A 23,596-nucleotide genomic window follows, 5' to 3' on the forward strand; every position below is an offset into this window, starting at 1 on the left:
TACTGGGACTCCTGGCGTTGATTCGGTCCGGTAAAAGGGTGAAGAACCAGACAGCCCGGTAAAGCGTTCCCTGTGGTTTCAGGGGCGTTTCATCGCTTTATGGATGATGAACACGACCAAAAACGTGGCGACAAAAACGGCGGCCATCAATAAAAAGTAGGCGGGATCCAACGAAAAGGAAAAGGAGGCATTTCCCTGTGTGGTCAGTGTCACCGTGTTAAATAGCAAGCGTTGATCTCCTGTACCGGAAAAAAGGTGGTAGAAGACGAGTCCGACTGTGATGAACGGCAGAACGAGAAGACTGAATACAAACGAGAGCACCAACGAATTTCTCACGGAAGCAACCATAAAACCAATCTCTCCTTTCGGGTGAAGCCTTTTTCTTATTGTAGTCGATGGGGATGCCGGGGTTTACTTGTGCAGTTGCTTGGCCGCCGCCTTTTTGTTTAACCGCACATACGCCAATTGGCTCATGATCGATTTTCCGTCTCCTGTAAAAGGAAGCAAATACAAGAGGTGAAGGGAGTAAGTGGCGAAAAATGACAGGAGGGTGTAGGTAACCATGTTGCCGGTGTTTACGACGGGGATCAACAGGAGGCCGAGGACTCCCGTCATTCCCGGGACCAACGGCCCCAGTAAGGTAACCCAGATCATCTTTTTGGGGTAAGGCATGATCACCGGCCGGACAAACCGGATGGACATCCAATCGGCAGCGAGAAAGCCTGATCGTTGCGGCTCCATTCTTCTATGTACGTAGGCGTGCATGGTTTCATGCAGGGCAAATCCGGTAATGAGACCAAAATAGACGACGGTGAAGTAGTACGCAAATTGCAGGATGAAATCGGATTGAGTGTAGAGGAATGATAGGATCGCCAAAACCATGAACACCGACCAAAACAAAACGATTTTTCGGATGACGACCCCCAACATTTTGAGGAAGATGGAGAGAAAGCCGGTTTCATTCATTTCAAATCGTTCGTGATAGCCTGGCTTATATTGGGATAAAAATTGGAACACGATATCTTTTACACGGTTTCCAGTCTGGTATCTCCAATTCAGCAAGTAATTCTGGTTGAGGTTTTTAAACAGATTGCCGATATCATGAGACAGAACCTCTTCTTCTACATGAAATTTTTTAGCCAGGTTGTCCACGATCTCCCCAATCCCTTTTTCTCCATCTACTTCCGTGAGGATGACGTGGGCGGTTTCATTGACCGGGACGGATGCATCCAAGTACTCATCGTAAACCGCCTCCTCCGTCAGAGTGACGCCGAAAGATAGAGAGGGAACGATTTTACTCATGGTTAAACCTCCAATGGTGAGAAGCGAAAATCGCTGCCACAAGCAATAATTCCGCCGTGATGAGGGCTCCTGCTTGCACGGCCTGCGGCGCATGACTCGTCAGGTAATTGCCGATAAACACCATGGGAACCAGGAGAATCAGCAGAAACAGGAACGACAGGAGTCCGATGTGCGGGCTGTTTTTATCCAATGGAATCAGAGTGCCCGTCAGATAAAAGAGTGCGGTGGAGTTGACGGCGACCCATGCGATTTGCCACCCGCTTCCGCTGGCGGGAATGGTGAGTGTCAAGGCACAAAAGATGAGCAGTTGCACGGCTGCCAATATCCATAACCCCATCGTCTTGGCGGTTGCGGCGGTGTAGGGTTTGACGTCGAATATCTTATACAGAGCGATCATCTTTTTGTCGTGGCCGAAGGAGTTCATTGCCACCATGCCTACAATTGCAGCCAACACCCATAAGAGGATCTCATTTCCCCAAAGATCGAATTGCAGATTGACGAACAGGACCATGACCGCAACCAGAAAGAAGTTGAGCAGGTTTTCTTCACTTCGGATTTGGGATTTAATCTCTTTGACAAATAACGCCCCAAACTTTGCTCTTGGAATGGGGAGTAACCGCAAAAGCTTGGGAGAGCGCTTTTCCGTCCGGACCCGCACGAGGAACAGGGAGCCGAACGAGGCGACAACCACCCCGATCCAAATCACAAAGATCAAAAAGAGGTTCACTTCCATGGCGGAGAGCTCTCCGATGGCGAGGAGCATCAGCGGGGAGACCAGGTAAGCGGCGTGATAATCAAATGAAGTGAATGTTTCAAGCATCCCCTCGATGCTCAGGGTCTCCATCGCGTAATATACGATAGAAACAATGACGAGAAACAAAGTGAAAAATTTCCCGAAAGGCAACTTACCGGTCGTCATGAGGAAGTGAATCCCATTGTACAGGAGCTGGATGAGAGACAGCGTAAAAAACGCTTGCAGAAGAAGCCCCGCAAAAAAAGCGAAACCAAAGCTCCATCCGACCTGCTGGATGATGAATGCAGGCAACAAGATGATGCTGATGATAAAGAGGACCAGCGTTAAGACGATACTGACGAACGGGATGAAATAGCCCAAATTCCGTTCAAACCGTGTCACCGGAAACCAGCTTAATTTAACGGAAAGCTGATCCTGGTCGGGGGTGATCGCTTTAAACACGACAAAGAAGAGGGAAACCAGGATTGAGGCGTTTAAATACATGGAGACCGTCAACAAGGTGAGATTCTGCGTATCTCCATGTAAAAACGACACCAAAGTGGCACTGGTGATCTGATAGCCTCCCAACGCGGCCAAACTGGCCATGGCAAACAGGACAGCCGCTGCTGCCGTCACTTTGATTCGCGTGTCGAGGATCCGCCCCACTTCCCTTTTCCAGATCTTGAGCATCAGCTTAGAAATTTTCAATGATTTTTTCAAAGCGGGCACTCCTATCGCTCAGCATGGATACTTTCATAAAGACCTCTTCCAAATTGGCGCACCCATGCTCCTTTTTCAGATCTGCAACGGTTCCTTCCGCCACTTTTTTTCCTTTGGAAAGGATGGCGATGCGATCGCACATGTTCTCGGCGGCCATCAGATCATGAGTGGACAATAAAATGCTGCCATCCTTCTCCACGTATTTGCTCATTAATTTCTTTGTCATAATGATGGCTTCCACATCCAACCCGCGAAACGGCTCGTCCATAATCACCACGCTGCTTTTGAGCATGAAGGCCGCAATTAATTGCGTCTTTTTCTTCATTCCGTGGGAATAGGTTTCAATGGGTTCATTCAAAGCGGCTTTCATATCAAACAGTTCAATCAGATTCTTTCGCTTCTCCGCATTGGCGTGTTCGTACATCGATGTGACAAAATCCAAATATTCGCTGCCGGTCAGTGCTTCCGGCAGAATCAACTCATCCGGAACGTAAGCGATGCGTTGTTTAAATTCATGGGAATCGTTGGGGTGTCCATCCAGGTGAACCTCGCCGGATGTGGGATCGATAATACTGAGAAGACAGTTGATGATGGACGTTTTTCCTGATCCATTGGGACCTGCAATCGCCACCAATTCGTTTGCTCTAATGGATAAATCAAAATCTTGGACAGCCCATATGTTATTTTTATATCTTTTTGATAGTTGATGAATGGCAAGCATCTGTTTACTCCCTCCAAACCCATAAGAATATTGCGATATACACAAATAGTAGCACGGTTGAATGACATTTGCAGTATGAAACTTAGCCACCCTTCATAAAAAGGATGGCTAAGTTTAAAAAGGAGGGATGTAGACTACGGTCGGCACTCAATCCAGACTTGGAGTCCGTTTGCCCATTTAACCCCGCCTGTGAAGCGGCCGTTTCCGTTGTAGATACACCATACAGCCGCGCCCAGAACGATCGTGGCTCCCAGAGCCAGCAACACAGCGATAAAGACCAGGAACCAAGCATCATCTTTCACAGAACGCACCTGGGTGCAATCCGCTTGCGGAGCAACGTATTGCATGAACCGACACCTCCATAAGGAATTATTTATTTTAAAGCTCTTAATAATGAGAGCTTTAAAATCCAGTTGTTGAAAAGTTGCCGGGTTGCCCGAATATAAAGAAGAGTGATTGGAAACCGCTTGTCCATCAATAAACGATGAGAGGAATGAGCTGCCAGTTTTGAAGCTCTTGCCTTGCATTATAAAGGTCGGACTACAATCTTGGAACTACACTAAATTGCACAATCCGAAGTTGTATTTAGATGATTTAGAAATATATAAAAGATCCGGTTAGGACGGGCGATTTCCGCAAAAATGAAACCGGCCCCTTCCTCCTCAACGAGCGAGGAAGGGGCCGGTTTCAAAATCCCAGCTGATCCATAAACCGCTTTAATGTTTGCGCCGATTTCCTTAGTTCGATTCGTTCCCCTTTGGAGAGCGGAAAAGGAACGGTTTCTTCCACTCCGTTACGGCCGATTACGCAGGGAATACCGAGGCAGACAGGTCCGATGTCCGGATCCGGTTCAAAGGGGTGGGAGACGGGCAATACGGATCGTTGGTCTTTCAGGATGGCTTCACAGATCCGGGCCAAGGCCAAGGCGATTGCATAATAAGTAGCACCCTTTTTTTCGATGATGTGGTAGGCGGCCCGTCTGGTATCTTCTGTGATGACTTTTTTGTCCGGTGCCGTTAGATGCCAGGGATGATTTTGCGGCAGATCGTTTTGCGGCATGCCCGCCACTTGGAGGGAACTCCATAACGGTACTTCCGAGTCTCCATGCTCGCCGATAATCAGCCCATGGATGCTGCGGGGATCCACCTTCAACCGTTTCCCCACCAAATAACGGAACCGGGAGCTATCCAGGAGGGTGCCGGAACCGATGACCCGATTGGAGGGCCATCCGGACAGCTTCAGGGCGACTTGGGTCAGGATATCGACAGGGTTGGTGGCGATCAGTAATATGCCGTCGTTATTGTACCGTGTTACCTGAGAGAGGATGGAGTCAAAGATCGCGACGTTTCGCCGCATCAGATCCAGGCGTGTTTCACCCGGCTTTTGAGCGGCACCGGCGGTAAGGACGATAATGTCCGCTTCAGCACAGTCGGAATAATCCCCGGCGTGGATCTTCATGGGGTGAGCCAGCAGCATGCCGTGGTTTAAATCAAGGGCGTCTCCCTCCGCCTTGTCCTGGTTGGCGTCGATGAGGACCAATTCGTGGGCCAATCCTTGGAGCAGCACGGTGTAGGCAAAGGTGGAACCGACGGCCCCACTTCCGATTAGAACAATTTTAGACTTTTTTTCAGACATCGGAACCTCTCCTTTCTGAGTCATCGGTATTCAGCAGCGCCAGGTGTCCACCGGGATGACGATCGGCATCCTTCCTTTATCAGGAGCGGTCTTTTTTCTTTCAAAATGATCATAACACATAATATGTGAAATATATCACAAATATAAGGGATGTCATCGGTTTGTCAATATCCTTAATTCAGGATTTATCTATGAATATCGAGAGAATGGTTGATCCATAACTCCCTTCTATTTGTGAAAAAATGAACATTATTACCGGTTGAAATGAGATTCCGGCCAGCCTGTCAATTGTCACAAAAATTCCCTTGGATCACCTGTTGACAACGTTGAAATGGTCTGAGAACAACGGTATTATGGTGTGGTAGGTTGCCCTTATAGGACGACAATTTGAAGAGCTTCGCCCTAAAGGGTAGGTTGCCCTGCTAGGACGACAATTAGGAAGGGCTTCGCCCTAAAGGGTAGGTTGTGAAGATGAGGGAGAGCGACAGGGGGTTCTATCATGTCCAAAAAGAATAGAAACGCCAAGAAGCAACAGGCGGAAGCCCGGTCGGAACGAATGAAAAACCTGACGATGGTAACCGTGATTGTACTCTTCTTAGGGTTGGGTATATTCGCCTTGGTGCAAATGTTTGTAGGATCAAATGAAGAACCGGAGGCAGCTCAAGTTTCCGAAAAGATTTTCGAATATGAAGGCCAGCCGGTTTTGGGTGATCCGGATGCCCCGGTGAAGATTGTGGAGTTCGGCGATTTCAAATGCCCTGCCTGCAAACAATTTAAAGATCAGATTTATCCCCAATTGAAAAAAGATTATATCGATCAAGGTAAAGTAGCGTTTTACTTTGTCAATAATCCTTTTATCGGGGAAGATTCCATGACTGCGGCGATCGCGGCGGAATCCGTGTATCAGCAGGATCCGGACAGTTATTGGCCTTATTTTGAAGCGCTGTATGACAACCAGGGGAACGAACAACAAGTCTGGGCTACCCCGGAGCTCCTGGTGAAGCTGGCTAAAGAAGAGACACCGGAAGTGGATGCGGATCAGGTGAAGAAAGACATCGAGAATGAAACGTATAAAGAACAGGTGGAAAAGGATCGGCAGATTGTGGGGAAAGCCGGGGTTACCTCTGTTCCCACCTTGTTTGTCAATGGACGGAAGGTGGAACCGCAGGAAGCCTTCCAATACAATAATCTGAAAAACATCATCGACCAAGCGATCGAAGAAGCACAATAAGGGAGGGCTTCGCCCAAAAGGAGAGGTTGCCATGGCTTGGGTCCGAAGGTACCATCGATACCTGGCGTGGCTGGTGTCATTGGTTGCCGTGGGTGGCAGTCTGTACTTTAGCGAAGTAATGGGATATATCCCGTGCGAATTGTGCTGGGTGCAGCGGATCTTTATGTATCCATTGGCCATTATGTTGGGGATTGCGACGTATCTTGACGATTCCAGAATCATACGGTATGCTTTGCCTCTCAGTCTCACTGGGGGATTGGTCTCCGTCTACCATTATATGAAGCAAAAAATGCCGGGTTTTGATGAATTGGCCCCTTGTACTCAAGGAGTTCCCTGTAGCGGGGAATATATTAACTGGCTGGGTTTTATTACCATTCCGTTTCTTGCGTTAATCGCTTTTATCTTGATATCCCTGCTGTTATGGGTGGGGAGAAACCAAGTGGATTGATCCAGGGTGCCCTTTCAGAACTACAATTGAGAGGGCTTCGCCCATAAGGAAAAGGGTGCCTGATGTCCAGGGCACCCTTTTCCTATGAGATTGCAATTTTTTTCATTTATGTTGATGACATGTTTTCTCTTTGGTACATTTGATTTACCAATTCCCTCAGATGGGAAAAAACAGGACAAGTCGAAATTCCGCTATTTTATCGATAGATGGCTCAAGGCTTTCCCTTGGCAGGAAATAAGAGCCGCGGTGAGATTCTCTTTTGTGACGGAGGGGTTTCACCCGAAAGGAGAGGTTGCCCTTCCAGGACGACAATCTGGAGGGGTTTCACCCGAAAGGAGAGGTTGAAGGTGAGCGATTCGTTTTTAATATCCGTGATCCGTGTTGCAGATTTCCACACGTCCCTTACCTTTTACAGGGACAAGCTGGGCTTCCGGGTCGATTGGATGGATCCTGATATTCAAACTGCACAGTTAACCGGGACGGGACAGGAACTGTTGGTCCTGACGGCTAACCCGGAACTGGACGTCCGAAGCCTCTATCCCGCCGACCAGGTGGTGGATGGCGAGCTTGAAGAGTCTGCAACGGATCCAACGTCAGGGGCGGACAGCAAGGAGCCGGTTCCGGCTGAACCGGGATCGGTTTCAGAAACAGAAGAATCGGCGGAAACCGGACCGGCGGCGGAAGGGGAGAAAGCGGTTGATCCGGTGAATGTGGAAGCTCCCGCAGAGCAGACGGACCAACAGGGAACCCCTGGCGAAGAGTGGACGGGAGATCCCTTGGTGGAAGAAGTGGAGGAATCCTCCCCGGCGGCCCGTTGGCATTTCCGTGAAGTGGAACCGGAAGGGACTCTCTCCTTTTACGGAGAGAACTTGGTCCTCTTTCAAGAACATCTGTCCGTGTTGGCGGTCCCGGACCTCTTGTTGGAAGAAAGTCCCGGTGTGGAACAGGTTCTTACCTTTAAAGACCCGGATGGGTATCGGATTGCGTTTCATGAAAGCTTGCGTTTGTCTGATGAAGAGTTGCTGGAGCTGTACCGGAAAGGGCCCGATCTACTGGAGGGAGCCATCCTGGGTTTGACAGAGGAGGACCTGGATCTCCCGGTGGAAGAGGGAGTGACGATTCGGCAATTGGTGTTGCAAATGGTGGACTTCGATTTGGAAATGATGCAGCGGATGAAATGGGCTTTGGCCGAATCGGGCCGTTCCTATCCGATCCCGCTGTACGACACCGAAGAATGGGCGGAAGCGCTGGCTTATGATCGTCGCCCCACTCATGTGGAACTTTCGATGTACCGCCTGCTTCGAGATCACATCCTGACGATGTGTGAGAGTGTGGAAGGGGCGCTTGATCGCCATCTCGTATCCGAACAAGGAATTGTAGAAGTGCGAACGATGATGCAGGTGGTGGCGGAGACAAGCCGGGAACAGATCCAGTCGATTTTGGATACCCGTCATCAGTATGACAAATGATCCGCTGACGACCCTGTCGGAAAAACGGCGGGGCTGCTTGGCGTGTCGATAAAAGGAATCATCCTTCACTTATTTTTATCTCCAACCTCGCCATGTGGCGGGGATGTTTTATTTTTCCTTGCTTTTTCGCATGAGCCGATTCACCGTTTCCCTGGTCAACCCCAGCAGCTGGCCTATTTCTTCCTGGGTCAGCCGTTCCTCCAGCGGTTCGGCGGGAAAACGGTGTTGGAACCACTGGCGCAGAAGCGTGAGGCGCTGGGAACTGGGAGCGGTGGTCCAATCCATCCGCTCCTGGATCGAACGCAAGGTGGTTTGCAGATGAAGAGCCACTTGGCGATATTGATGGGGGTTTTTCTCCAGTTCCTGATACCAGGAATCTGCGGGGACAACGGTCACTTCACTGGGGATCACGGCAATGGCGGTAGCAAAATAGGGATGGGGGGACAAAAGCGAGTGGTGCGGGAAAAACTCTCCCGGTACCAACAGGTTGAACAACAAGGAAGATCCGTCGGACTGGAGACGGACGACTTTGATCAGTCCTTTTTCCAAGCGGTACAGATTTCCGCTCTCTCCTTGGCGGAACAAGATTTCTCCCCGATGCAGTCTCATTGGAAGTTCACCTCATCGTCACGATTGATGTGAGCAGGGTCACGGTGTGTGAACGGACCATCCCGTACGCTAAAAGAGAACGGAAGGAAAAAGGAGATGGTCCTATGTTGGATGCACATACGGTGAAAATCATCAAAAGCACTGCCCCGATTTTAAAGGAGCGGGGCACATCCATCACCCGGCGATTTTACGACCGGATGTTTTCCCGCCATCCTGAATTGTACAACCAATTTAACCGCGCAAACCAGCAAAAAGGTGAACAACCGGAGGCGCTGGCACATTTCGTATACCAAGCAGCGGAACAGATCGACCGTTTCCCCCAGTTGCTTCCCCAAATCAAGCAGGTTGCCCACAAACACCGGGCGTTGGAGGTGAAACCGGAACAATACGCCATCGTGGGTGAAAATCTGTTATGGGCGATCCGGGAAGAACTAGGCGAAGAAGCCCGTGACGAGATCCTGCAAGCGTGGGAACGAGTATACCAGGTGATCGCCGACGTTTTTATTCAGGTGGAGAAGGATCTATACCGAAAAGCCGAAGGGGCGGTTGGTGGGTGGGCGGGCTTTCGTCGCTTCGTCATCGCCGATAAGGTGAGGGAACACCCCGAAGTCACATCCTTCCTTCTGAAGCCTGTCGATGGAAGACCGTTGCCCGTCTACCAACCGGGTCAATATCTAACGATCCGGATTCAACCGCCGGAAGAACCTTATGCACTGAATCGGCATTACAGCTTGTCGGAAGCCCCCCGACCGGATCGCTTTCGAATCAGCGTAAAGCGGGTGGATGCAGACCGGGGACGGCCCGCAGGGAAAGTATCCAACCTTCTGCATGAAATGAATGTGGGAGAAACCCTTCTGGCATCCGCTCCTGCCGGTGATTTCACCTTGCGGGAGGGAGGCAGGGATGCCGTCACCTTGATCAGCGGCGGGATTGGAGCCACCCCCTTGATGGCGATGCTGCAGCAAGTGGCAGAAGAGGGCGGGGTACGCCCCCTTCTGTGGATCCATGCTTGCCGGGATGGGGGAAGACATGTCTTTCGGGAGGAAGTGGAAGCACTCACCAACGCACATCCCTGGATCCGTCCCTATTATTGCTATGAAACTCCCACCCATGAAGATCGACAGAAGGGCCACTTTCACCATGAAGGTCGGATCGAACGGTCTGAATTACGTGAGATCCTTCCTCCCTGCGGCGATTTTTATCTCTGTGGACCGCCTGGATTTGTCCAGACAATGATGGCGTTCCTTCTCGCGGAAGGAATCGATTCTGGGACGATTCATACGGAAATGTTCGGACCGATGAAGGGGTACGCGCAACCGTTGATGAGCCGATTACAAGCGGGCATCCACCGGTACAAGCGTCGCCGCCGATTATGAAAAACGGCACTCCTGCTAGGGTCTGTCTGGTAATTCAATTTTCCGCAAGAACGAGAGAGGGTTGGTATGGCTTTTGGTTCGCCTTTGCACTCACAGAGCACAAGTCTCGCCAGGGTCACTGTTGTTCCCTGGTCTCGCTATGCGCTTTTTGCAACGAAACGAAGACAGCCATACCGACCCGGGATCTCGCCCTACGGATTGTTCAGACACGCCCTAAAAGGAGGGCCGTTTTTCGTTCGGGTATATACGAAAAAAATTGAACATAATATACGATAATTATAGAATAAAGGGGGTGAATCGAAGGAGGGTCAAAAAATGAAGGTGATGGATTGGTCTGCCCACGAGGAACGATATCAAGTGGAATTGGAATATTCGGTGTTGTGGGAGGCGGCATTGGGGGTGGCGGTAGTAACGCGTCCGGATATTCACCATACCCTCTCCTATTCGGCAACCTATTGGCGTCAGGTGGAGGAAAAGCTTCCAGCTCCCTTAAAAAGAGAACTGGAAGTGGTCCAACGGCATCAGACGTGGAAAGGATTGCTGTTCCTTCTCCACCAAGGCCGCTTTACGCAGTTGGATGAATGGCTGACCTTTCTAAACCGATTGACGGAGAAGGATCTTCGGTTTCGGCTTCTCCCTTATCTGGGGGAAGAGCGGGAACCTGCCCGATACGAAGCCGCCCGGGGAGACCGGAAGAGCGCGGATCGGCTGGTGGAGCACTGTGAAGACCATCCTTTTTTTCCTGCATATATCCGTTATGTAACCCGTGAACACGGAGAACGGTTGAAATGCCATCTGATGGAAGTGCTGGCAGGGTGGTACCGTCATATAGTGGAACCGGAAGAAGAGCGGATCCGGGAAGTGCTGGCCCGTGATGTTCATGTTCGGGAGGAGATGAGGAAACGGTTGACCCCGGAAGCGTTTGTCCACTGGGTGACGGACGGGGTCCAAGTGATTCCGGCTCCAGGGGTGCGGCGGGTGCTGCTGATTCCTCAGATTGTCTACCGGCCGTGGCGGATTCAAGCCGACGACCGCGATACCCGGATTGTTTATTATCCCGTGGACGATGAGAGCCTGGACGAAAGACGGGACCCGGATCGCCCCCGGTCTCTGTGGATCCAGGTGCACAAGGCTCTGGCGGATGAAAAACGACTTCGGACCCTGCGTGCCGTCCGCCGGGGGGTGGACACTCTCCCGGCCCTGTCAAAAGAGCTGAGATTACCCAAAACGACGATGCACCATCATCTCACACTGTTGCGCTCCGCCCGTTTATTGACCGTGGATGGTAACCGTTATGCCATTCACCCTCACACTTGGGCTGTCTGCCAGGAGGAATTGGAACAATATCTTGGAATGGGTCCCTCGGATGTTTCATAATAAGAGTAGAAAGATGCCCAAGTCCTTTTATCGATTATGGGCGGGAGAAGGAATATCCGCATTGGCGGGATCTTGGGGGACCATGGCCAACTCCTGGTTGGTCTTCCATTGGACCGGAACCCCTGCAGCAATTGGAACGATGTGGCTTTTCTACTTTCTTCCTTCCCTGCTGGTTCAGTGGGGGGTGGGACCTTATCTGGATCGCTGGAACCGGCCGCGGTTTCTCGCATGGTGCCAATGGAGCCGGAGCGTGGCGTTTCTCTTGTCTTTGGTCTGCGTGATTGTTCAATGGCAGCAGCCGTGGGTGTTATATGTGGTGGCCGCTTGGACGGGAACGGTTCAAGCCCTTTACACTCCGTCGACTCAGGCGCTTTTACCTGCGTTGGTCTCCGGAACATCGTTGATTCGCGCCAATGCCCGCATCGATGCCGCTTTCCGCTTGATGAATATGGTGGGACCCATTCTGGGCGGTTGGGCGGTGGCCCTCGCAGGAGTGGGGATGAACCTGGCCGGGGTCGTATTGTTTTATGCGCTGGGAGGGTGGATTCTATCGGGTCTGCCGCCGGTGTACGGCAGGGAATCGACGGATTTACCGTCTTGGAAGAAATCCATCCGGGAAGGCTTTCAAGTGTTTAGCCGGGACTCCATTCTGCTCGTTCTTACCGGGAGTCTGGCGGCGGTCCAATGGGCCGTCGCAGGTTTGATCGTGTTGGGCCTGCCCTACGTCACAGAAGAATTGGGCCGGGGTTCCCTGGCTTACGGCTGGTTTTTGGCGGGGTTCTCCATCGGCTACTTGTGCGGCTCGATGGTGGTGCTGCGGTGGAAGGGCAGACAGCCCTTACCGGGCGTGATGATGGGGGCCAATATGATCGGCGGGGCTACGTTTGTCGGACTGGCATGGGCTCCCCACCTGGGTTGGGCGTTAGTGATGGAGGGATTGGCCGGTTTTTGTGCTCCCTTCTTTCATGTCCATTGTCTTCGCCTCTTTCAGACCCGGGTGCCGTCTGAAGTAATCGGCCAGGTGCTCTCCCTGCGGGTGTTGGTGATGCGATTGGTCATGCCGCTGGGAACGGTGGCAGCCGGCTGGATGGGAAGTGTATGGGGAATTCGTTTCACTTTGGCCTTGACCGGTGGTGTGGTGATCCTCGCTTCCCTAGCGGGGTGGCGTTGGTTGAGCATCCGATTCGGGGGGCAGGAGTCGCCATCCGGTCCGGTTTCAACAAGAGCGTAAAGTCTGCCGATCAGCCGTCGGCCGACTGGGATCGACAGATAGGACTGGTCAGAGACACCTTAGCCAAAAGAGGTTGCCTTTACTAGTGCTCCATCTACCAATATTGATCGTGTTTTCGTGGAGGGAGGCTTGGTTTTCCGGCGGAGTCGACTCTGCCACGCATAGCGAGACCTGGGAACGTAAAGTGACCAAGGCGAGACTTGTGCTCTATGAGTGCATGGAGCGAAGACGGAAAACCAAGCCGACCGATCCTTTAGCGTAAGGGTCGAGAAAAATAGATCGAAGTTACCGGATGGGGCACTATGACGACAATGGAAGGGTTTTGCCAAAGGAGGGATCAGCATGCGGAAGTGGTGGGCGGTTTCTTTGATCGGTTTGTTACTGGTGATGGCCGGCTGCGGTGATCAGGGGATCCCGGCGGAAAAACCGGCGGTGATCGGCGATGTGACCGAGGTGGTGGATGAAGGTTTCCTGTTGCGGGCGGAGCAAGACTTGATCCAGTCGGGAGACGTCTATTCCGTAAGCATCACGAAGGAAACATCCATTTACCTGAAAGAGGAAGACGATGTGACGGCGGTGAAATCGGAGGAGATCCGGGAAGGTCAACGGATTTCCCTCTGGATTAAGGGGGGAGTTCGCGAATCTTATCCGCCCCAGGTGGATGCCAAAGTGGTTTTGATCCAAAGCAGTCAGTAAATCTTGCCTGGGGATGGGAAGTTTGACGGCTGGATGAACCTGGGGTATACTCATCACTTGCTGAAGGGAGAAGAAACGGGGGATAAGGATGATACAAGCAGAACAAAAAAAATCCCTTTCACCTGTGTGGGACCCCTGGGATCCCTGGTACACACGCAGTGAAAAGGGCCGATACGAGCTGACCAGTGTCGAGTTCACCGTCACCCAGCTGTGCAACTTGCGCTGTGAGCATTGCGCCGTCGGCGAAATGCTGGTGCAGGAAGAAGGGACTTTTCTGCCGGTGGATCGACTGATCCGCCGTCTGGATGAAGTAGAATCCCTGCAGACGATCAGTATTACCGGGGGCGAACCGGTATTAAATCCGCAGGTGGTTCGGGATATGATCCGACCCTTGCTTCGATACGCCCGTTCCCGTGGCTTGTACACACAAATCAATTCCAACTTGACACTGCCGTTGTCCCGTTACGAAGATTGGATCGAGGATGTGGATGTTTTACATATTTCTTACAATTACCGCGATGCGGCGGATTTTCATCGGATTGCCTTTGAAAAAAACGGGAGGGATGTATCCCCTGCCGCCGCAGAGGCTCTGTTTAACCGCATGGTGGACAACGCCAAGGCCCTGTCCCGCGCGGGTGTGTTCGTTTCGGCGGAAACACTGCTCAGTCCGTTTACTGCTCCGTATGTAGCGGGGATGCACCGGGATGTGAGCGAGATGGGATGTCGCCGCCACGAGGTGCATCCCCTGTATCCCAGTGACTTTGCAAAGGGAATGGAACTGATCTCGCTGGATACCTACCGCAACACCATCCTGGAATTGCTGGACAAGCGGGATCCATCGGTGTGGATACTGTTTGGAACCCTTCCGTTTTATCCTTGCAGTGATGAAGCGGCTGACCGGGAGTGTTGGCTGCGTCTGCACCGCGAGAAGAATGTCACGGTCCGCCACGACCCTGATGGACGAAATCGCCTCAATATCAACACGTTTACGGGGGATGTCTTTGTCACTGATTTCGGAGAGGTTCCTTCTTTGGGCAATGTGGAGCGGGATCGGCTGGATGCCGTCTTTCAACGCTGGCTGGAACGGCCCGAGGCAAAGCGGCTGCATTGTTTCTGTCCCGCGGCCCGCTGCACCGGTCCCAATATCCTGGTGGCGGATGCGTACTATTCGAACTGGGACTTCCAGCAACGTCAGGCAGGGGTCATCCTTTCCTCCTCCTAATCCATGCCTGTTCCCTTGGATGAAAGGCAGAGGGGTCGATCCGGTTTGGAGGCGTTGTCCCTGGTATAGGGGCAGCGTCTTTCGTTTGCCGTTATCATAAAAAAGAAGCCAACCGCTGGTTGACCTCTTCATTACAAAAAAAATACAGGGTCGATTCCCCAACCGACGGGTTTTTTTCTCAGGGACGGTAAGGGGGGTACGGATAAGGGGGAAAGGGGCGGCGGCGAGGCGGGAACGGGCGATGCGGCGGGAAGGGGGGAAAGTAGGGCGGAAACGGGCGGAAATAGGGTGGTGGATAGTAGGGCGGAAAATAAGGTGGAAAATAAGGCGGGTAGAAGCGGTGGTACTGGGATGCGTCCAGATCCTCTCCTTCCTCGGGAAACTGATATGCATGGGCCTCGGGAAAGGGGTCTTGGCCGTATGCATAGTGGCTGACGGAAGGTTGGGCCCATTGATGTCCATAAGGATCAGGGGCCTCTGGTTGTTTGGCTTTCTCCCCTTCCTTTTGCTGCTGGGGGTTGAACTCTTTGTCGGTCAATCCGAAAACCTCCTTTGGCAATGGGTTGCCTACGACAATAAATATATGTGGAATATTATCGATTTTGTTTGTCCTCTTTCAGATCGTTTTTTTTATACAAGGAAAAAGGTTGGAAAACCGCACCCCGATCCGTTATGGTGGAAACAAGTGGTGTGGTGTTGAGGAGGGAGAGAGATGATCCTGCGGAAGACCGATGACGGGATGGATTTAATCCGGCAACATGATCACGGATGGGTATCCGGGGACTTTGCCGAGCATTGGAAGGAACGTCCCCCGTCCTCGGTTCGGTTTGCCATTCGTTATCACGATGTGGGATGGGAGAGTTTGGATCGGACCACCACATGGAATCCGGAGTCTGGCCGTCCCTTCACCTTTGTGGATCACCCGATGCAAGAAAAAATCGTTGCCTATCGGAAAGGGGTCGACTGGGTGGAGGAGCGGGACTCCTATGCAGCTTGCCTGTGCAGCCGCCATTATGCTTCCTTTTTTGAAAAGGCGACAGACGAGATGGCCATCCGGTTTCTCCAAGATGAGCAAAAGCGTCAGGAACGCTTGGAACGAAAGATGGATAAAGAGACTCGTTCCCGCTTGGCACCGGATTTGGCTTTGTTGAAATTGTGTGATGATCTCTCCCTGTTTCTCTGTTTTAACCCGCCCGGTGAAAATCGCCATCCCTGGTACCGGGACGGCTTTCACTATCAGGGGCAGCGCTTTTATCCCCATTGGGAGGAAAGCCATACCCTGCGTCTGGATCCCAATCCCTTCTCTGCTTCTTTCACCGTTCGCATCCCGTATGAACGTCTGACGGAGGCCGGTCATGTGGTGACCACCGGTACAGATGTCGTGAGGATCCAGACGGGGGAGGAGTAAGAATCATCTTTGGCGTTTTAAAACCATCCGTGTCAGGGGAGAGGAAACGATGAGAGCGGTGGTGTTCGATTTCGATGGCGTCATTCTGGATACAGAGAGCCACGAATATAGAAGTTTTCAAGAATTGTACCATGCTCACGGCGTGGAGTTGCCGGCAGAACGCTGGCAAGAGGTGATCGGCAGCTCGGACAGTACATTTGATCCGTATGCCCATTTGGAGGAATTGGTGGGAAGGAAGCTGGACTTTTCAGCTCTGATGGATGAACGGCGCCGCAGTCACCTGGAGGGGATCGCCCGGGAGCGGGAGCTTCCCGGCGTGGTCTCCGTATTGGATCAGGCTCGTCGCTTGGGCTGGGGAGTGGGACTCGCCTCCAGTTCCAATCGGGAATGGGTGGAAGGACATCTGACCAACCTGGGACTGTTGGACCGTTTTGATGTGATTCGTACCCGGGAAGAGGTGGAACGTTCTAAGCCGGATCCGGCCTTGTATCGACTGGCGGTGGAGGGGTTGGGTGTGGAACCGGGAGAGGCGGTCGCCCTGGAGGATTCCCCCAATGGAGCCTTGGCTGCCAAAAGGGCCGGGTTGAAATGTATCATAGTGCCTCATGCGGTGACGGCGGGGATGGCCTTCTGCGAAGTGGATGATCGTCTCCACTCCCTGGAGGAGTTGGATTTGGAAGCATTTGCGGCGAGAGTGGCCGGCGCGACGGCTGCAGACCGGCCATGAAAGTGATCGGGTTTAACCATGTGACGATCCGGGTGTCGGATTTGGCGCGCTCGCTTACTTTTTACCGGGAAGTGTTGGGGATGGAGCTGGTTCATCGGGGGCGGACGGATGCGTACTTGGAATGGGGGGAGGCTTGGGTCTGCCTGATTCAGCTCTCCTCCCCCCGTCCGCACGATCCGAACGCCCTCGGGGTGGACCATGTGGCCTTCTCCATCGCCGACACCGACTTTCCCGATGCCGTCCGCCGTCTACGGGAAGCACAGGTGCCCCTGGTACGGGGGCCGATGGAGCGGGGAGGAGGCCAAGTGGTCAATTTTCTCGACCCCGACGGCAACCAACTGGAATGTTACACCAGCAGTCTGCATGAACGGATGAAAAGATGGAAGTAATCCCTATGGAAAAAGCCCGGTATTACCGGGCTTTTTCCATAGGGGACAGGGTTCATCGTGCCGGATTGGGGGAAAGTAAGGCCGAGGAGTAGAAAGAAATGGGAGGGGAAAAGAGGATGCGCATTGCCATTACAGGCTCGTCCGGGTTGATCGGAACCGCCCTTATGCGGCATCTGGAAGCACGGGGAGATGACGTGACGCGGGTGATTCGCCGTTCCACCGATCAGGTGGAGGCAAAAGGAGTACGTTGGGACCCGGAGCGGGGAGAAGTGGAGGCGGCCGGATTGGAGGGGCAGGACGCCCTCATTCATTTGGCGGGGGAAAATATATCCGCAGGCCGTTGGACCCCTCGGCAAAAGGAGCGGATTTTGCAGAGCCGCACACGGGGGACGGCCCTGCTGGCCGATACGTTGGCCGCATTGGAACAACCGCCCAAGGTATGGCTCAGTGCTTCTGCCATCGGCTACTACGGGTACCGGGACCCGATGGAAAAAGTGGATGAAAGCACTTCTAAGGGGAGCGGCTTTTTGGCCGATGTGGCAAAAGAGTGGGAGCATTCCACACAAGCGGCACAACGGGCGGGGATCCGGGTGGTCCACCTTCGTTTCGGGGTGGTTCTCAGCCCGCAGGGAGGTGCTCTGGCTGCCATGCTGCCTCTGTTTAAAGGGGGGCTGGGAGGGCGGATCGGAACGGGAAAGCAAATGATGAGCTGGGTTTCTCTGGCGGACGTCCCTCCGATTCTTATGCATGTTTTGGAACAGGAACACCTCAGCGGCCCGGTCAATGTTGTCTCTCCCCACCCGGTATCCAATGGCGAGTTCACACGGGTCCTGGGCCGAGTGGTGAAGCGGCCAACGATGATTCCCCTGCCGGGATTTGCCGCGCGTCTGATCCTGGGAGAGATGGCGGATGAGTTGCTGTTGCAGGGGTGCCGGGTTCTCCCGGGAAAGCTGGAGGAGACGGGTTACCGTTTTCGGCATCCGGAGTTGGAACCGGCCCTTCGCTCCTTGCTGGATGGATAGACGTAGAGGGATATCGTCCGGATACACCGATACGATAGGTGCTGCATGGGACCGGCAGATGAAATATCAAAGTCTGTCGACTTCTCAGGGGGAAGGACCTAGAAGAGGAAGCGACTTTACCGGAAGAAAAAAATCGATTACCAATCACAGTAATCAGTCTGGTAGGTAGGCTGGGACGGGAGGCGATACCATGGAGTGGCAGCCGGATCAGTCCCCGATCCGGATCGGAATCAGCAGTTGTCTGCTGGGGGAGCGGGTGCGCTACAACGGGGCTCACAAACGGGATCGATTCATCGTGGATTCTTTGGGAAGTCATGTGGAGTGGGTGCCTGTTTGCCCGGAGGTGGAACTGGGGATGGGGGTTCCCCGGGAACCCATCCGTTTGGAAGCGGATCCGGACCGCCCGAGCCACCCCCGCCTGATGGGGATCCAATCCAGACAGGACTGGACTGACGACATGGCAGCATTGGCGGAACGACGGGCGAAAGTGTGGGAGCGGGAACCGTTGAGCGGGTACATATGGAAGAAAGGCTCCCCCTCTTGCGGGATGGACCGCATCCCGATTCACGGAACCGGGAAAGGGGGGGACGAAAAACAGGGGCGAGGTTTGTTTGCATCTGCCCTGATGGAACGGTTCCCGCTCTTGCCGGTGGTGGACGAGGAAAAGCTGAAGGATCCCGACATGCTCAGCCGGTTCATCGGAGCAGTGGCCGCCCGTCACCGCTGGTTGCGCCTGCTGGCATCCAATCCCGGTCCTCCCGATTTGCTTGCGTTTCACCGCCGTCATGAGATGGCGCTGTCGGCACACTCTCCCGATGCCTTGCCCCGGTTGGACCGGTTGGCGTCGGGAGTGGACGCACTCACCTGGGAGGAGTGCTTGACCCGGTATGAGACCGGCTTGATGGAAGCGATGTGGACACCGGCCACTCCTGACAAACACGCCAAGGTGATGCAGGCCATGGTTGAGCGGCTTGAAGCAACGCTGGATCCCGCTGATCGGGAGGAATTGCGAGCATGCGTGGAAGCCTATCACCGAGGATGGCTTCCGCTAGCGGTTCCGTTGACCCTGTTGCGCCACCATGTCCGGCGAAATCCCGACGGGTGGGCGGAGAAACAGACCTATTTAAGTCCTCTGGCAATAGAATGGAAGTGGAAATAATGATGAAGAACGGCATCCCGCATAATGGAGCGGGATGCCGTTGTAGTTCAAGTGAAAACATAAAACTAGAGGCCTATCTGGTCATTCAATCTTTCATGAGTAGAAGGGAGGGTTGGTATGGCTTTTGGTTCGCCTTTGCACTCACTGAGCACAAGTTTCGCCTTGGTTCGCTTAGCTCCCGGTCTCGCTATGCACTCATAGAGCACAAGTCTCGCCTAGGTCACTTCGTTCCCGGTCTCGCTATGCGCTTTTTGCAACGAAACGAAGACGGCCATACCAACCCGGGATCTCGCACTACGGATTGTTCAGACAGGCTCTAGTCTTTTACGGTTCCGTTATAAATGAAATGGATGGCAAGCAGGGAAAGCAAAAAACTGACGGAACTTCCATCTCCAAAGAAAAAGTCGAGCAGTGCGTACAGAAATAATCCAAATCCAAAAACTGAAAAAAAGTAAATCCAATCCATTTTTTCACCTCCCAAGTGATTCTATCAATACGCAAGGGAGGAATATAGGGTTTCTATCGTTTTCAAAGGCCTGTCGAAAATGGTTCTTCCGTACTTTACTCGATAAAGAGCGTAACCCGGCTGGGGTCGTGGGGGTCCGACCACAGGTTGATCACCGGATAGGTGGTGTCGCCATCTTCAAATTGCACATACAGTTCTTTGCGGGTGAACGCTTCATTTATCTGGTGACGGGCCTTTTCTTCCAATCCGTGCAACTCCATGCTCCTTCCCATCCCCGGAAGAGCGAGCGGGTTGAGTATTTTTCGGGGCAGCTTGACGACTTTCATCGTATTTCCTCCTCATGGACTTGATTGAGTATAGTTTCACCTACGGACTTCATACCCTTTTTTCTGCGAGTGTAAAAGATGAAAGTTCTCCGACTACAATCACGTGCTAAAATAAAAAGGATTGGAAAAAGCGATAGGGGAGGCGGTTGCTTGTTGGAAGAAGAGTGGGTGGAGGCCGAACGGACGGCGGTTCTCGCGGTGCGGGAAGCGGGGGCTTTAGCCCGAAAGCAATTTGGCACCCGGATGATCGTCCGGGAAAAAGGAGAGAGCGGGGATCTGGTAACGGAAGTGGATGAAGCGGCAGATCGATTGATCGTCGATGCGATCCGAAGCCGGTTTCCCCACCATGGCATACGGAGTGAGGAACAAGGAACCGTATCGAGGGACAGCGAATGGAACTGGTTGGTGGATCCCCTGGACGGGACCAACAATTATGCATTGGGGATTCCTCTTTACGGTGTTTGTGTGACGCTGGTACATCAGGGGGTGCCGGTGCTGGGGGTGATCCACGACTCCCACCTGGAACAAACCTATGTGGCCCGCAAAGGAAGGGGCGCCACTGTCGACGGTCAACCGCTGCATCTGGGGCCGCCCCGGCGGGAACCGCAGCGGATGACGGTAAGCTGGATCCAGGGTCATCATGTGCAGACCGATCCCGAGGCGAAGCGGCTGTTCTACACCCTGGACAGAGGGTTTAAACGGACGCTGCGCACGTGGTCGCCGGCCTTGATCTGGTGTATGGCTGCCCGCGGGGATCTGGACGGAATCGTGTTGTACGATTCCGAGGGGGAGGATCTGTACGCCGGGGTTTTGATGATGCAGGAGGCCGGCGGATGTGTGATGGATTTTGACGGCCATCCGTTCTCCGGCATCTGCCGCGAACCCTACCTGATCGCCTGCCACCCGGACAATCGCCCCCTCTGGCTCGACTGGATTCAACAAGCCCGCGAAGGGAGGGTGACGGGTGTTTGAGAAACCCGTCGACGACGAAACCGCGTTAAAGCTGCTGGAGAGACATCACGGGGAGGATTTGTTCCGATTGGTGGATGCCAACCGAAAACGGCTCCGTCCTTGGATGGGATGGGTGGAAACCACTCGGGAACCGGCAGACAGCGACGCCTTTATCCGCGATGCACTCAAAGGATTTGCCGAGGGTACCTGTATTCATTTTGGGATCTGGCACCGGGGGAAGTTGGCGGGAGTAGTCGGCCCCCATACGATTCAAGCAATGAATGAGAGCGCGGAGATCGGTTATTGGATCGGCAGGGAGGCGGAAGGGCACGGCATCCTTACCCGCTCGTGCATCGCCGTCATCGATTATCTGGTGGATATAAGAGGACTGAACCGAATCGAGGCCCGCTGTGCCGTATCCAACCATCGCAGTCGGCGGGTGATGGAGCGGTTAGGCATGCAGCATGAAGGGACATTGTGCCAAAGCGTAAAGCTTCCTCATGGATTTGAGGATACGCGGGTATATGCTGTCTTGGCAGCGGAGTGGCGAGAGAGGAGGAAGCGGGATTGATTCGCTTAGAGCCCTTGGCCCCGGCAGATTGGAAGCGGTTGGTGGAATGGACCGATTCACCGGAGTTTCTCCTGCAATGGGCTGGACCGCAGTTTCGGTTTCCGCTGGATGAGGAACAAATCAAGGCGCATGTGGAAGAAGGAGCCGGCATTCGCCGCAACTTTAAAGCGGTTCTGCAGGACAGCGGGGAGATGGCAGGGCATGTGGAGCTAAACCATATCAACTTGGAAAACCGTTCGGCAACAGTCTCCCGTGTGTTATTGGATCCGCATCGGCGCGGCGGCGGCTTGGGAGCCGCGATGGTGGAGGAAGCGGTGCGCATCGGTTTCGAGGGATTAGGCCTGCATCGATTGGATTTGTATGTATTCGATTTTAACCGTTCCGCCATCGCCTGTTATGAAAAGGTCGGGTTTCGTCGGGAAGGTGTGCTCCGTCATGCCCGCAGGATGGGGGATGAATATTGGAACCTGTGTGTGATGGGGCTGTTGGAGGATGAGTGGAGAGGATTGTGATGTCCAAAAGAAACGATGCAAGCACCCTGTGATAGGGTGCTTTTTTTATGGATTCCGCCAATTTCCCGTAAAATTGGGCAGTTTGTCCGGGAAAGGGTTCGGGGGAAAAAAACGCGAAGGAGTGGTAGGAACAAAAGCCGGTTGAGGGTTTTATTTTCGGTATGTTTGAATGAAGCGTTCATTTAGGATCTGTCCCAAGCGATTGGATTGGGTATAGCCCAAGCCTTCGGTCTGGAAGTGGCGGATGCCCATGAAGTGGTCGTTACCCGTGAGAACTCCTCAGAGGAAGAAGAGTAAGCCAAAGACTAGGGCCTGTCTGAACAATCCGTAGGGCGAGATCCCGGAGCGCATAGCGAGACCGAGAACGAAGTGAACCAAGGCGAGACATGTGCTCTATACCAACCTCCCTTTTTCTCCCGGGAAAATGAATGATTAGACACGCCCTAATCCCCTTCTTTATCCGATCGGGGAGCCGTATCATCGGCTCCCTTTTTCATAGAATCGATTTTTTTGAGTAGCCTTCCCCTTTTATTGGTAATAACTAATCACATCAGACTTTTATCGGGAGGAATGGCCGTGTCGGATATCGGTACCTATTTGCACGTTTTTTATCAAACCGCACTCGCTTTTGTCACCATCATGGTGCTGACCATCATACTGGGGAAGCAGCAGATGGCGGAGATGACGTTTTTTGAATATGTCAACGGGATCACGTTTGGTTCGATTGCAGGAACTTTGGCGTCGGATATCGACCAAAAAACCTCCTATCATTTTGTGGGGCTGGTCATATTCGGCTTATTGACTTTGGCTGCCTCTTTGGTTGCCTTGAAGAGCCGGCGGGGGAGAAAATTACTGGAAGGAGAGCCCGTGATTGTGGTGAGGGATGGCCGTATTTTGGAAGAGAATATGAAGAAAGTCCGCTACACTGTAGGCGAACTTATGGAGCTGCTTCGGAAGAAAGACGTTTTCGATGTTTCCCAGGTCCAGTTCGCCATCATCGAAAATGACGGCTCCATTTCTGTCATGAAGAAACCACAATACCAGCAGCCCACATTCCAAAATCCGTCTACAATGCCTAAGGCGGCTGACGTCCCGGTGGAATTGATAGTGGACGGGCAAGTGATCTATGAGAATCTGCGCGGCATCGGTCGAACGGGGAAATGGTTGATGGACAAAATTAAGAAAAAACATGACGTTGATTCTTTCCAAGAGGTTTTTTATGCACTACAGGAAAGCGACGGGACGCTGTATGTGGACCTCCGAGAAGATAAGCAGAAGAAGAACGGATAACGGGG

At 52.9% G+C, this 23,596-nt stretch carries 26 protein-coding genes; 17 read left to right on the top strand and 9 right to left on the bottom strand.

Features of this window, described 5'->3' with window-relative positions:
* Nucleotides 1–78 precede the first annotated feature (78 nt).
* The 6 genes from JOE21_RS10285 to JOE21_RS10310 form a co-directional block, all read right to left on the bottom strand.
* A complete protein-coding gene (locus JOE21_RS10285; protein WP_309865618.1) occupies nucleotides 79–348 on the bottom strand; it encodes a hypothetical protein in 270 nt (89 codons plus the stop codon).
* 63 nt (nucleotides 349–411) lie between these two features.
* Nucleotides 412–1,302 (bottom strand): PqqD family protein, encoded by an 891-nt coding sequence (locus tag JOE21_RS10290; RefSeq protein ID WP_309865621.1) that lies wholly within the window; start codon nucleotides 1,300–1,302, stop codon nucleotides 412–414.
* A complete protein-coding gene (locus tag JOE21_RS10295) occupies nucleotides 1,295–2,755 on the bottom strand; it encodes a hypothetical protein (protein WP_309865624.1) in 1,461 nt (486 codons plus the stop codon). Before JOE21_RS10295 ends, JOE21_RS10290 begins: the two co-directional genes overlap by 8 nt.
* On the bottom strand, nucleotides 2,730–3,476 hold the full coding sequence (locus JOE21_RS10300; protein WP_309865627.1) for an ABC transporter ATP-binding protein: 747 nt from the start codon (nucleotides 3,474–3,476) through the stop codon (nucleotides 2,730–2,732). Before JOE21_RS10300 ends, JOE21_RS10295 begins: the two co-directional genes overlap by 26 nt.
* A gap of 134 nt (nucleotides 3,477–3,610) precedes the next feature.
* Nucleotides 3,611–3,823 carry a hypothetical protein gene (locus JOE21_RS10305; protein WP_309865629.1) on the bottom strand — a complete coding sequence of 71 codons (213 nt, stop codon included), beginning with the start codon at nucleotides 3,821–3,823 and terminating at the stop codon, nucleotides 3,611–3,613.
* Nucleotides 3,824–4,163: 340 nt separating this feature from the next.
* A complete protein-coding gene (locus tag JOE21_RS10310; RefSeq protein WP_309865631.1) occupies nucleotides 4,164–5,111 on the bottom strand; it encodes an L-lactate dehydrogenase in 948 nt (315 codons plus the stop codon).
* A gap of 499 nt (nucleotides 5,112–5,610) precedes the next feature.
* Between JOE21_RS10310 and JOE21_RS10315 the strand changes: the two genes are divergently transcribed.
* From JOE21_RS10315 to JOE21_RS10325, 3 genes are all read left to right on the top strand, one after another.
* On the top strand, nucleotides 5,611–6,342 hold the full coding sequence (locus tag JOE21_RS10315) for a DsbA family protein (protein WP_309865634.1): 732 nt from the start codon (nucleotides 5,611–5,613) through the stop codon (nucleotides 6,340–6,342).
* A 31-nt stretch (nucleotides 6,343–6,373) separates the two neighbouring features.
* Complete coding sequence (locus JOE21_RS10320) at nucleotides 6,374–6,790, top strand: disulfide oxidoreductase (protein WP_309865636.1); 417 nt, start codon at nucleotides 6,374–6,376, stop codon at nucleotides 6,788–6,790.
* Nucleotides 6,791–7,137: 347 nt separating this feature from the next.
* A complete protein-coding gene (locus JOE21_RS10325; protein WP_309865639.1) occupies nucleotides 7,138–8,259 on the top strand; it encodes a hypothetical protein in 1,122 nt (373 codons plus the stop codon).
* A 108-nt stretch (nucleotides 8,260–8,367) separates the two neighbouring features.
* On the opposite strand, the gene JOE21_RS10330 is transcribed toward JOE21_RS10325, so the two are convergent.
* Nucleotides 8,368–8,868 (bottom strand): Crp/Fnr family transcriptional regulator, encoded by a 501-nt coding sequence (locus JOE21_RS10330; protein WP_309865642.1) that lies wholly within the window; start codon nucleotides 8,866–8,868, stop codon nucleotides 8,368–8,370.
* A gap of 104 nt (nucleotides 8,869–8,972) precedes the next feature.
* On the opposite strand from JOE21_RS10330, the gene hmpA reads away from it, so the two are divergent.
* The 5 genes from hmpA (at nucleotide 8,973) to yfkAB (ending at nucleotide 14,770) form a co-directional block, all read left to right on the top strand.
* The gene (hmpA, locus tag JOE21_RS10335; protein WP_309865645.1) at nucleotides 8,973–10,244 is read left to right on the top strand and encodes an NO-inducible flavohemoprotein; all 1,272 of its coding nucleotides are present in this window, start codon (nucleotides 8,973–8,975) and stop codon (nucleotides 10,242–10,244) included.
* A gap of 315 nt (nucleotides 10,245–10,559) precedes the next feature.
* Nucleotides 10,560–11,621 carry an ArsR/SmtB family transcription factor gene (locus JOE21_RS10340; RefSeq protein ID WP_309865648.1) on the top strand — a complete coding sequence of 354 codons (1,062 nt, stop codon included), beginning with the start codon at nucleotides 10,560–10,562 and terminating at the stop codon, nucleotides 11,619–11,621.
* A gap of 13 nt (nucleotides 11,622–11,634) precedes the next feature.
* Nucleotides 11,635–12,852: an MFS transporter gene (locus JOE21_RS10345; protein WP_309865652.1), complete on the top strand. Its 1,218-nt coding sequence runs from the start codon at nucleotides 11,635–11,637 to the stop codon at nucleotides 12,850–12,852.
* Between the two features lie 342 nt (nucleotides 12,853–13,194).
* On the top strand, nucleotides 13,195–13,548 hold the full coding sequence (locus tag JOE21_RS10350) for a DUF3221 domain-containing protein (RefSeq protein WP_309865654.1): 354 nt from the start codon (nucleotides 13,195–13,197) through the stop codon (nucleotides 13,546–13,548).
* A gap of 88 nt (nucleotides 13,549–13,636) precedes the next feature.
* Complete coding sequence (gene yfkAB, locus JOE21_RS10355) at nucleotides 13,637–14,770, top strand: radical SAM/CxCxxxxC motif protein YfkAB (RefSeq protein WP_309865658.1); 1,134 nt, start codon at nucleotides 13,637–13,639, stop codon at nucleotides 14,768–14,770.
* Between the two features lie 178 nt (nucleotides 14,771–14,948).
* Here yfkAB and JOE21_RS10360 read toward each other — a convergent pair whose 3' ends face one another.
* Nucleotides 14,949–15,308, bottom strand: coding sequence for a hypothetical protein (locus tag JOE21_RS10360; protein ID WP_309865660.1), 360 nt, complete (start codon nucleotides 15,306–15,308; stop codon nucleotides 14,949–14,951).
* 174 nt (nucleotides 15,309–15,482) lie between these two features.
* Between JOE21_RS10360 and JOE21_RS10365 the strand changes: the two genes are divergently transcribed.
* The 5 genes from JOE21_RS10365 to JOE21_RS10385 all read left to right on the top strand — a co-directional run bounded on the left by JOE21_RS10365 (nucleotide 15,483) and on the right by JOE21_RS10385 (nucleotide 19,475).
* Nucleotides 15,483–16,178, top strand: coding sequence for a DUF3891 family protein (locus JOE21_RS10365; RefSeq protein ID WP_309865662.1), 696 nt, complete (start codon nucleotides 15,483–15,485; stop codon nucleotides 16,176–16,178).
* A 49-nt stretch (nucleotides 16,179–16,227) separates the two neighbouring features.
* Entirely contained in the window at nucleotides 16,228–16,905 is a 678-nt protein-coding gene (locus JOE21_RS10370) for an HAD family hydrolase (RefSeq protein ID WP_309865664.1), read from the top strand.
* A complete protein-coding gene (locus tag JOE21_RS10375; protein ID WP_309865666.1) occupies nucleotides 16,902–17,294 on the top strand; it encodes a VOC family protein in 393 nt (130 codons plus the stop codon). The genes JOE21_RS10370 and JOE21_RS10375 overlap by 4 nt, the downstream gene beginning before the upstream one ends.
* Nucleotides 17,295–17,410: 116 nt before the next feature.
* Nucleotides 17,411–18,316: a TIGR01777 family oxidoreductase gene (locus tag JOE21_RS10380; protein WP_309865667.1), complete on the top strand. Its 906-nt coding sequence runs from the start codon at nucleotides 17,411–17,413 to the stop codon at nucleotides 18,314–18,316.
* 190 nt (nucleotides 18,317–18,506) lie between these two features.
* Complete coding sequence (locus tag JOE21_RS10385; RefSeq protein WP_309865669.1) at nucleotides 18,507–19,475, top strand: YbgA family protein; 969 nt, start codon at nucleotides 18,507–18,509, stop codon at nucleotides 19,473–19,475.
* 561 nt (nucleotides 19,476–20,036) lie between these two features.
* On the opposite strand, the gene JOE21_RS10390 is transcribed toward JOE21_RS10385, so the two are convergent.
* Nucleotides 20,037–20,267: a hypothetical protein gene (locus tag JOE21_RS10390; RefSeq protein WP_309865670.1), complete on the bottom strand. Its 231-nt coding sequence runs from the start codon at nucleotides 20,265–20,267 to the stop codon at nucleotides 20,037–20,039.
* A 150-nt stretch (nucleotides 20,268–20,417) separates the two neighbouring features.
* Here JOE21_RS10390 and JOE21_RS10395 point away from each other — a divergent pair, with 150 nt between their 5' ends.
* The 4 genes from JOE21_RS10395 (at nucleotide 20,418) to JOE21_RS10410 (ending at nucleotide 23,591) form a co-directional block, all read left to right on the top strand.
* Nucleotides 20,418–21,239: an inositol monophosphatase family protein gene (locus JOE21_RS10395; RefSeq protein WP_309865672.1), complete on the top strand. Its 822-nt coding sequence runs from the start codon at nucleotides 20,418–20,420 to the stop codon at nucleotides 21,237–21,239.
* Nucleotides 21,232–21,789, top strand: coding sequence for a GNAT family N-acetyltransferase (locus JOE21_RS10400; protein ID WP_309865674.1), 558 nt, complete (start codon nucleotides 21,232–21,234; stop codon nucleotides 21,787–21,789). Before JOE21_RS10395 ends, JOE21_RS10400 begins: the two co-directional genes overlap by 8 nt.
* Entirely contained in the window at nucleotides 21,786–22,301 is a 516-nt protein-coding gene (locus tag JOE21_RS10405) for a GNAT family N-acetyltransferase (protein ID WP_309865677.1), read from the top strand. The genes JOE21_RS10400 and JOE21_RS10405 overlap by 4 nt, the downstream gene beginning before the upstream one ends.
* A gap of 576 nt (nucleotides 22,302–22,877) precedes the next feature.
* Nucleotides 22,878–23,591 (top strand): DUF421 domain-containing protein, encoded by a 714-nt coding sequence (locus JOE21_RS10410; RefSeq protein WP_309865678.1) that lies wholly within the window; start codon nucleotides 22,878–22,880, stop codon nucleotides 23,589–23,591.
* Nucleotides 23,592–23,596: the final 5 nt, after the last annotated feature.

It is taken from the genome of Desmospora profundinema, assembly GCF_031454155.1.
GTDB classification, from domain to species: domain Bacteria; phylum Bacillota; class Bacilli; order Thermoactinomycetales; family DSM-45169; genus Desmospora; species Desmospora profundinema.

Coding starts and splice junctions, on each gene's coding strand:
- JOE21_RS10285 (WP_309865618.1), bottom strand. CDS start 348: ATGGTTGCTTCCGTGAGAAATTCGTTGGTGCTCTCGTTTGTATTCAGT.
- JOE21_RS10290 (WP_309865621.1), bottom strand. CDS start 1,302: ATGAGTAAAATCGTTCCCTCTCTATCTTTCGGCGTCACTCTGACGGAG.
- JOE21_RS10300 (WP_309865627.1), bottom strand. CDS start 3,476: ATGCTTGCCATTCATCAACTATCAAAAAGATATAAAAATAACATATGG.
- JOE21_RS10305 (WP_309865629.1), bottom strand. CDS start 3,823: ATGCAATACGTTGCTCCGCAAGCGGATTGCACCCAGGTGCGTTCTGTG.
- JOE21_RS10310 (WP_309865631.1), bottom strand. CDS start 5,111: ATGTCTGAAAAAAAGTCTAAAATTGTTCTAATCGGAAGTGGGGCCGTC.
- JOE21_RS10315 (WP_309865634.1), top strand. CDS start 5,611: ATGTCCAAAAAGAATAGAAACGCCAAGAAGCAACAGGCGGAAGCCCGG.
- JOE21_RS10320 (WP_309865636.1), top strand. CDS start 6,374: ATGGCTTGGGTCCGAAGGTACCATCGATACCTGGCGTGGCTGGTGTCA.
- JOE21_RS10330 (WP_309865642.1), bottom strand. CDS start 8,868: ATGAGACTGCATCGGGGAGAAATCTTGTTCCGCCAAGGAGAGAGCGGA.
- hmpA (WP_309865645.1), top strand. CDS start 8,973: ATGTTGGATGCACATACGGTGAAAATCATCAAAAGCACTGCCCCGATT.
- JOE21_RS10340 (WP_309865648.1), top strand. CDS start 10,560: ATGAAGGTGATGGATTGGTCTGCCCACGAGGAACGATATCAAGTGGAA.
- JOE21_RS10345 (WP_309865652.1), top strand. CDS start 11,635: ATGCCCAAGTCCTTTTATCGATTATGGGCGGGAGAAGGAATATCCGCA.
- JOE21_RS10350 (WP_309865654.1), top strand. CDS start 13,195: ATGCGGAAGTGGTGGGCGGTTTCTTTGATCGGTTTGTTACTGGTGATG.
- yfkAB (WP_309865658.1), top strand. CDS start 13,637: ATGATACAAGCAGAACAAAAAAAATCCCTTTCACCTGTGTGGGACCCC.
- JOE21_RS10365 (WP_309865662.1), top strand. CDS start 15,483: ATGATCCTGCGGAAGACCGATGACGGGATGGATTTAATCCGGCAACAT.
- JOE21_RS10370 (WP_309865664.1), top strand. CDS start 16,228: ATGAGAGCGGTGGTGTTCGATTTCGATGGCGTCATTCTGGATACAGAG.
- JOE21_RS10375 (WP_309865666.1), top strand. CDS start 16,902: ATGAAAGTGATCGGGTTTAACCATGTGACGATCCGGGTGTCGGATTTG.
- JOE21_RS10380 (WP_309865667.1), top strand. CDS start 17,411: ATGCGCATTGCCATTACAGGCTCGTCCGGGTTGATCGGAACCGCCCTT.
- JOE21_RS10385 (WP_309865669.1), top strand. CDS start 18,507: ATGGAGTGGCAGCCGGATCAGTCCCCGATCCGGATCGGAATCAGCAGT.
- JOE21_RS10390 (WP_309865670.1), bottom strand. CDS start 20,267: ATGAAAGTCGTCAAGCTGCCCCGAAAAATACTCAACCCGCTCGCTCTT.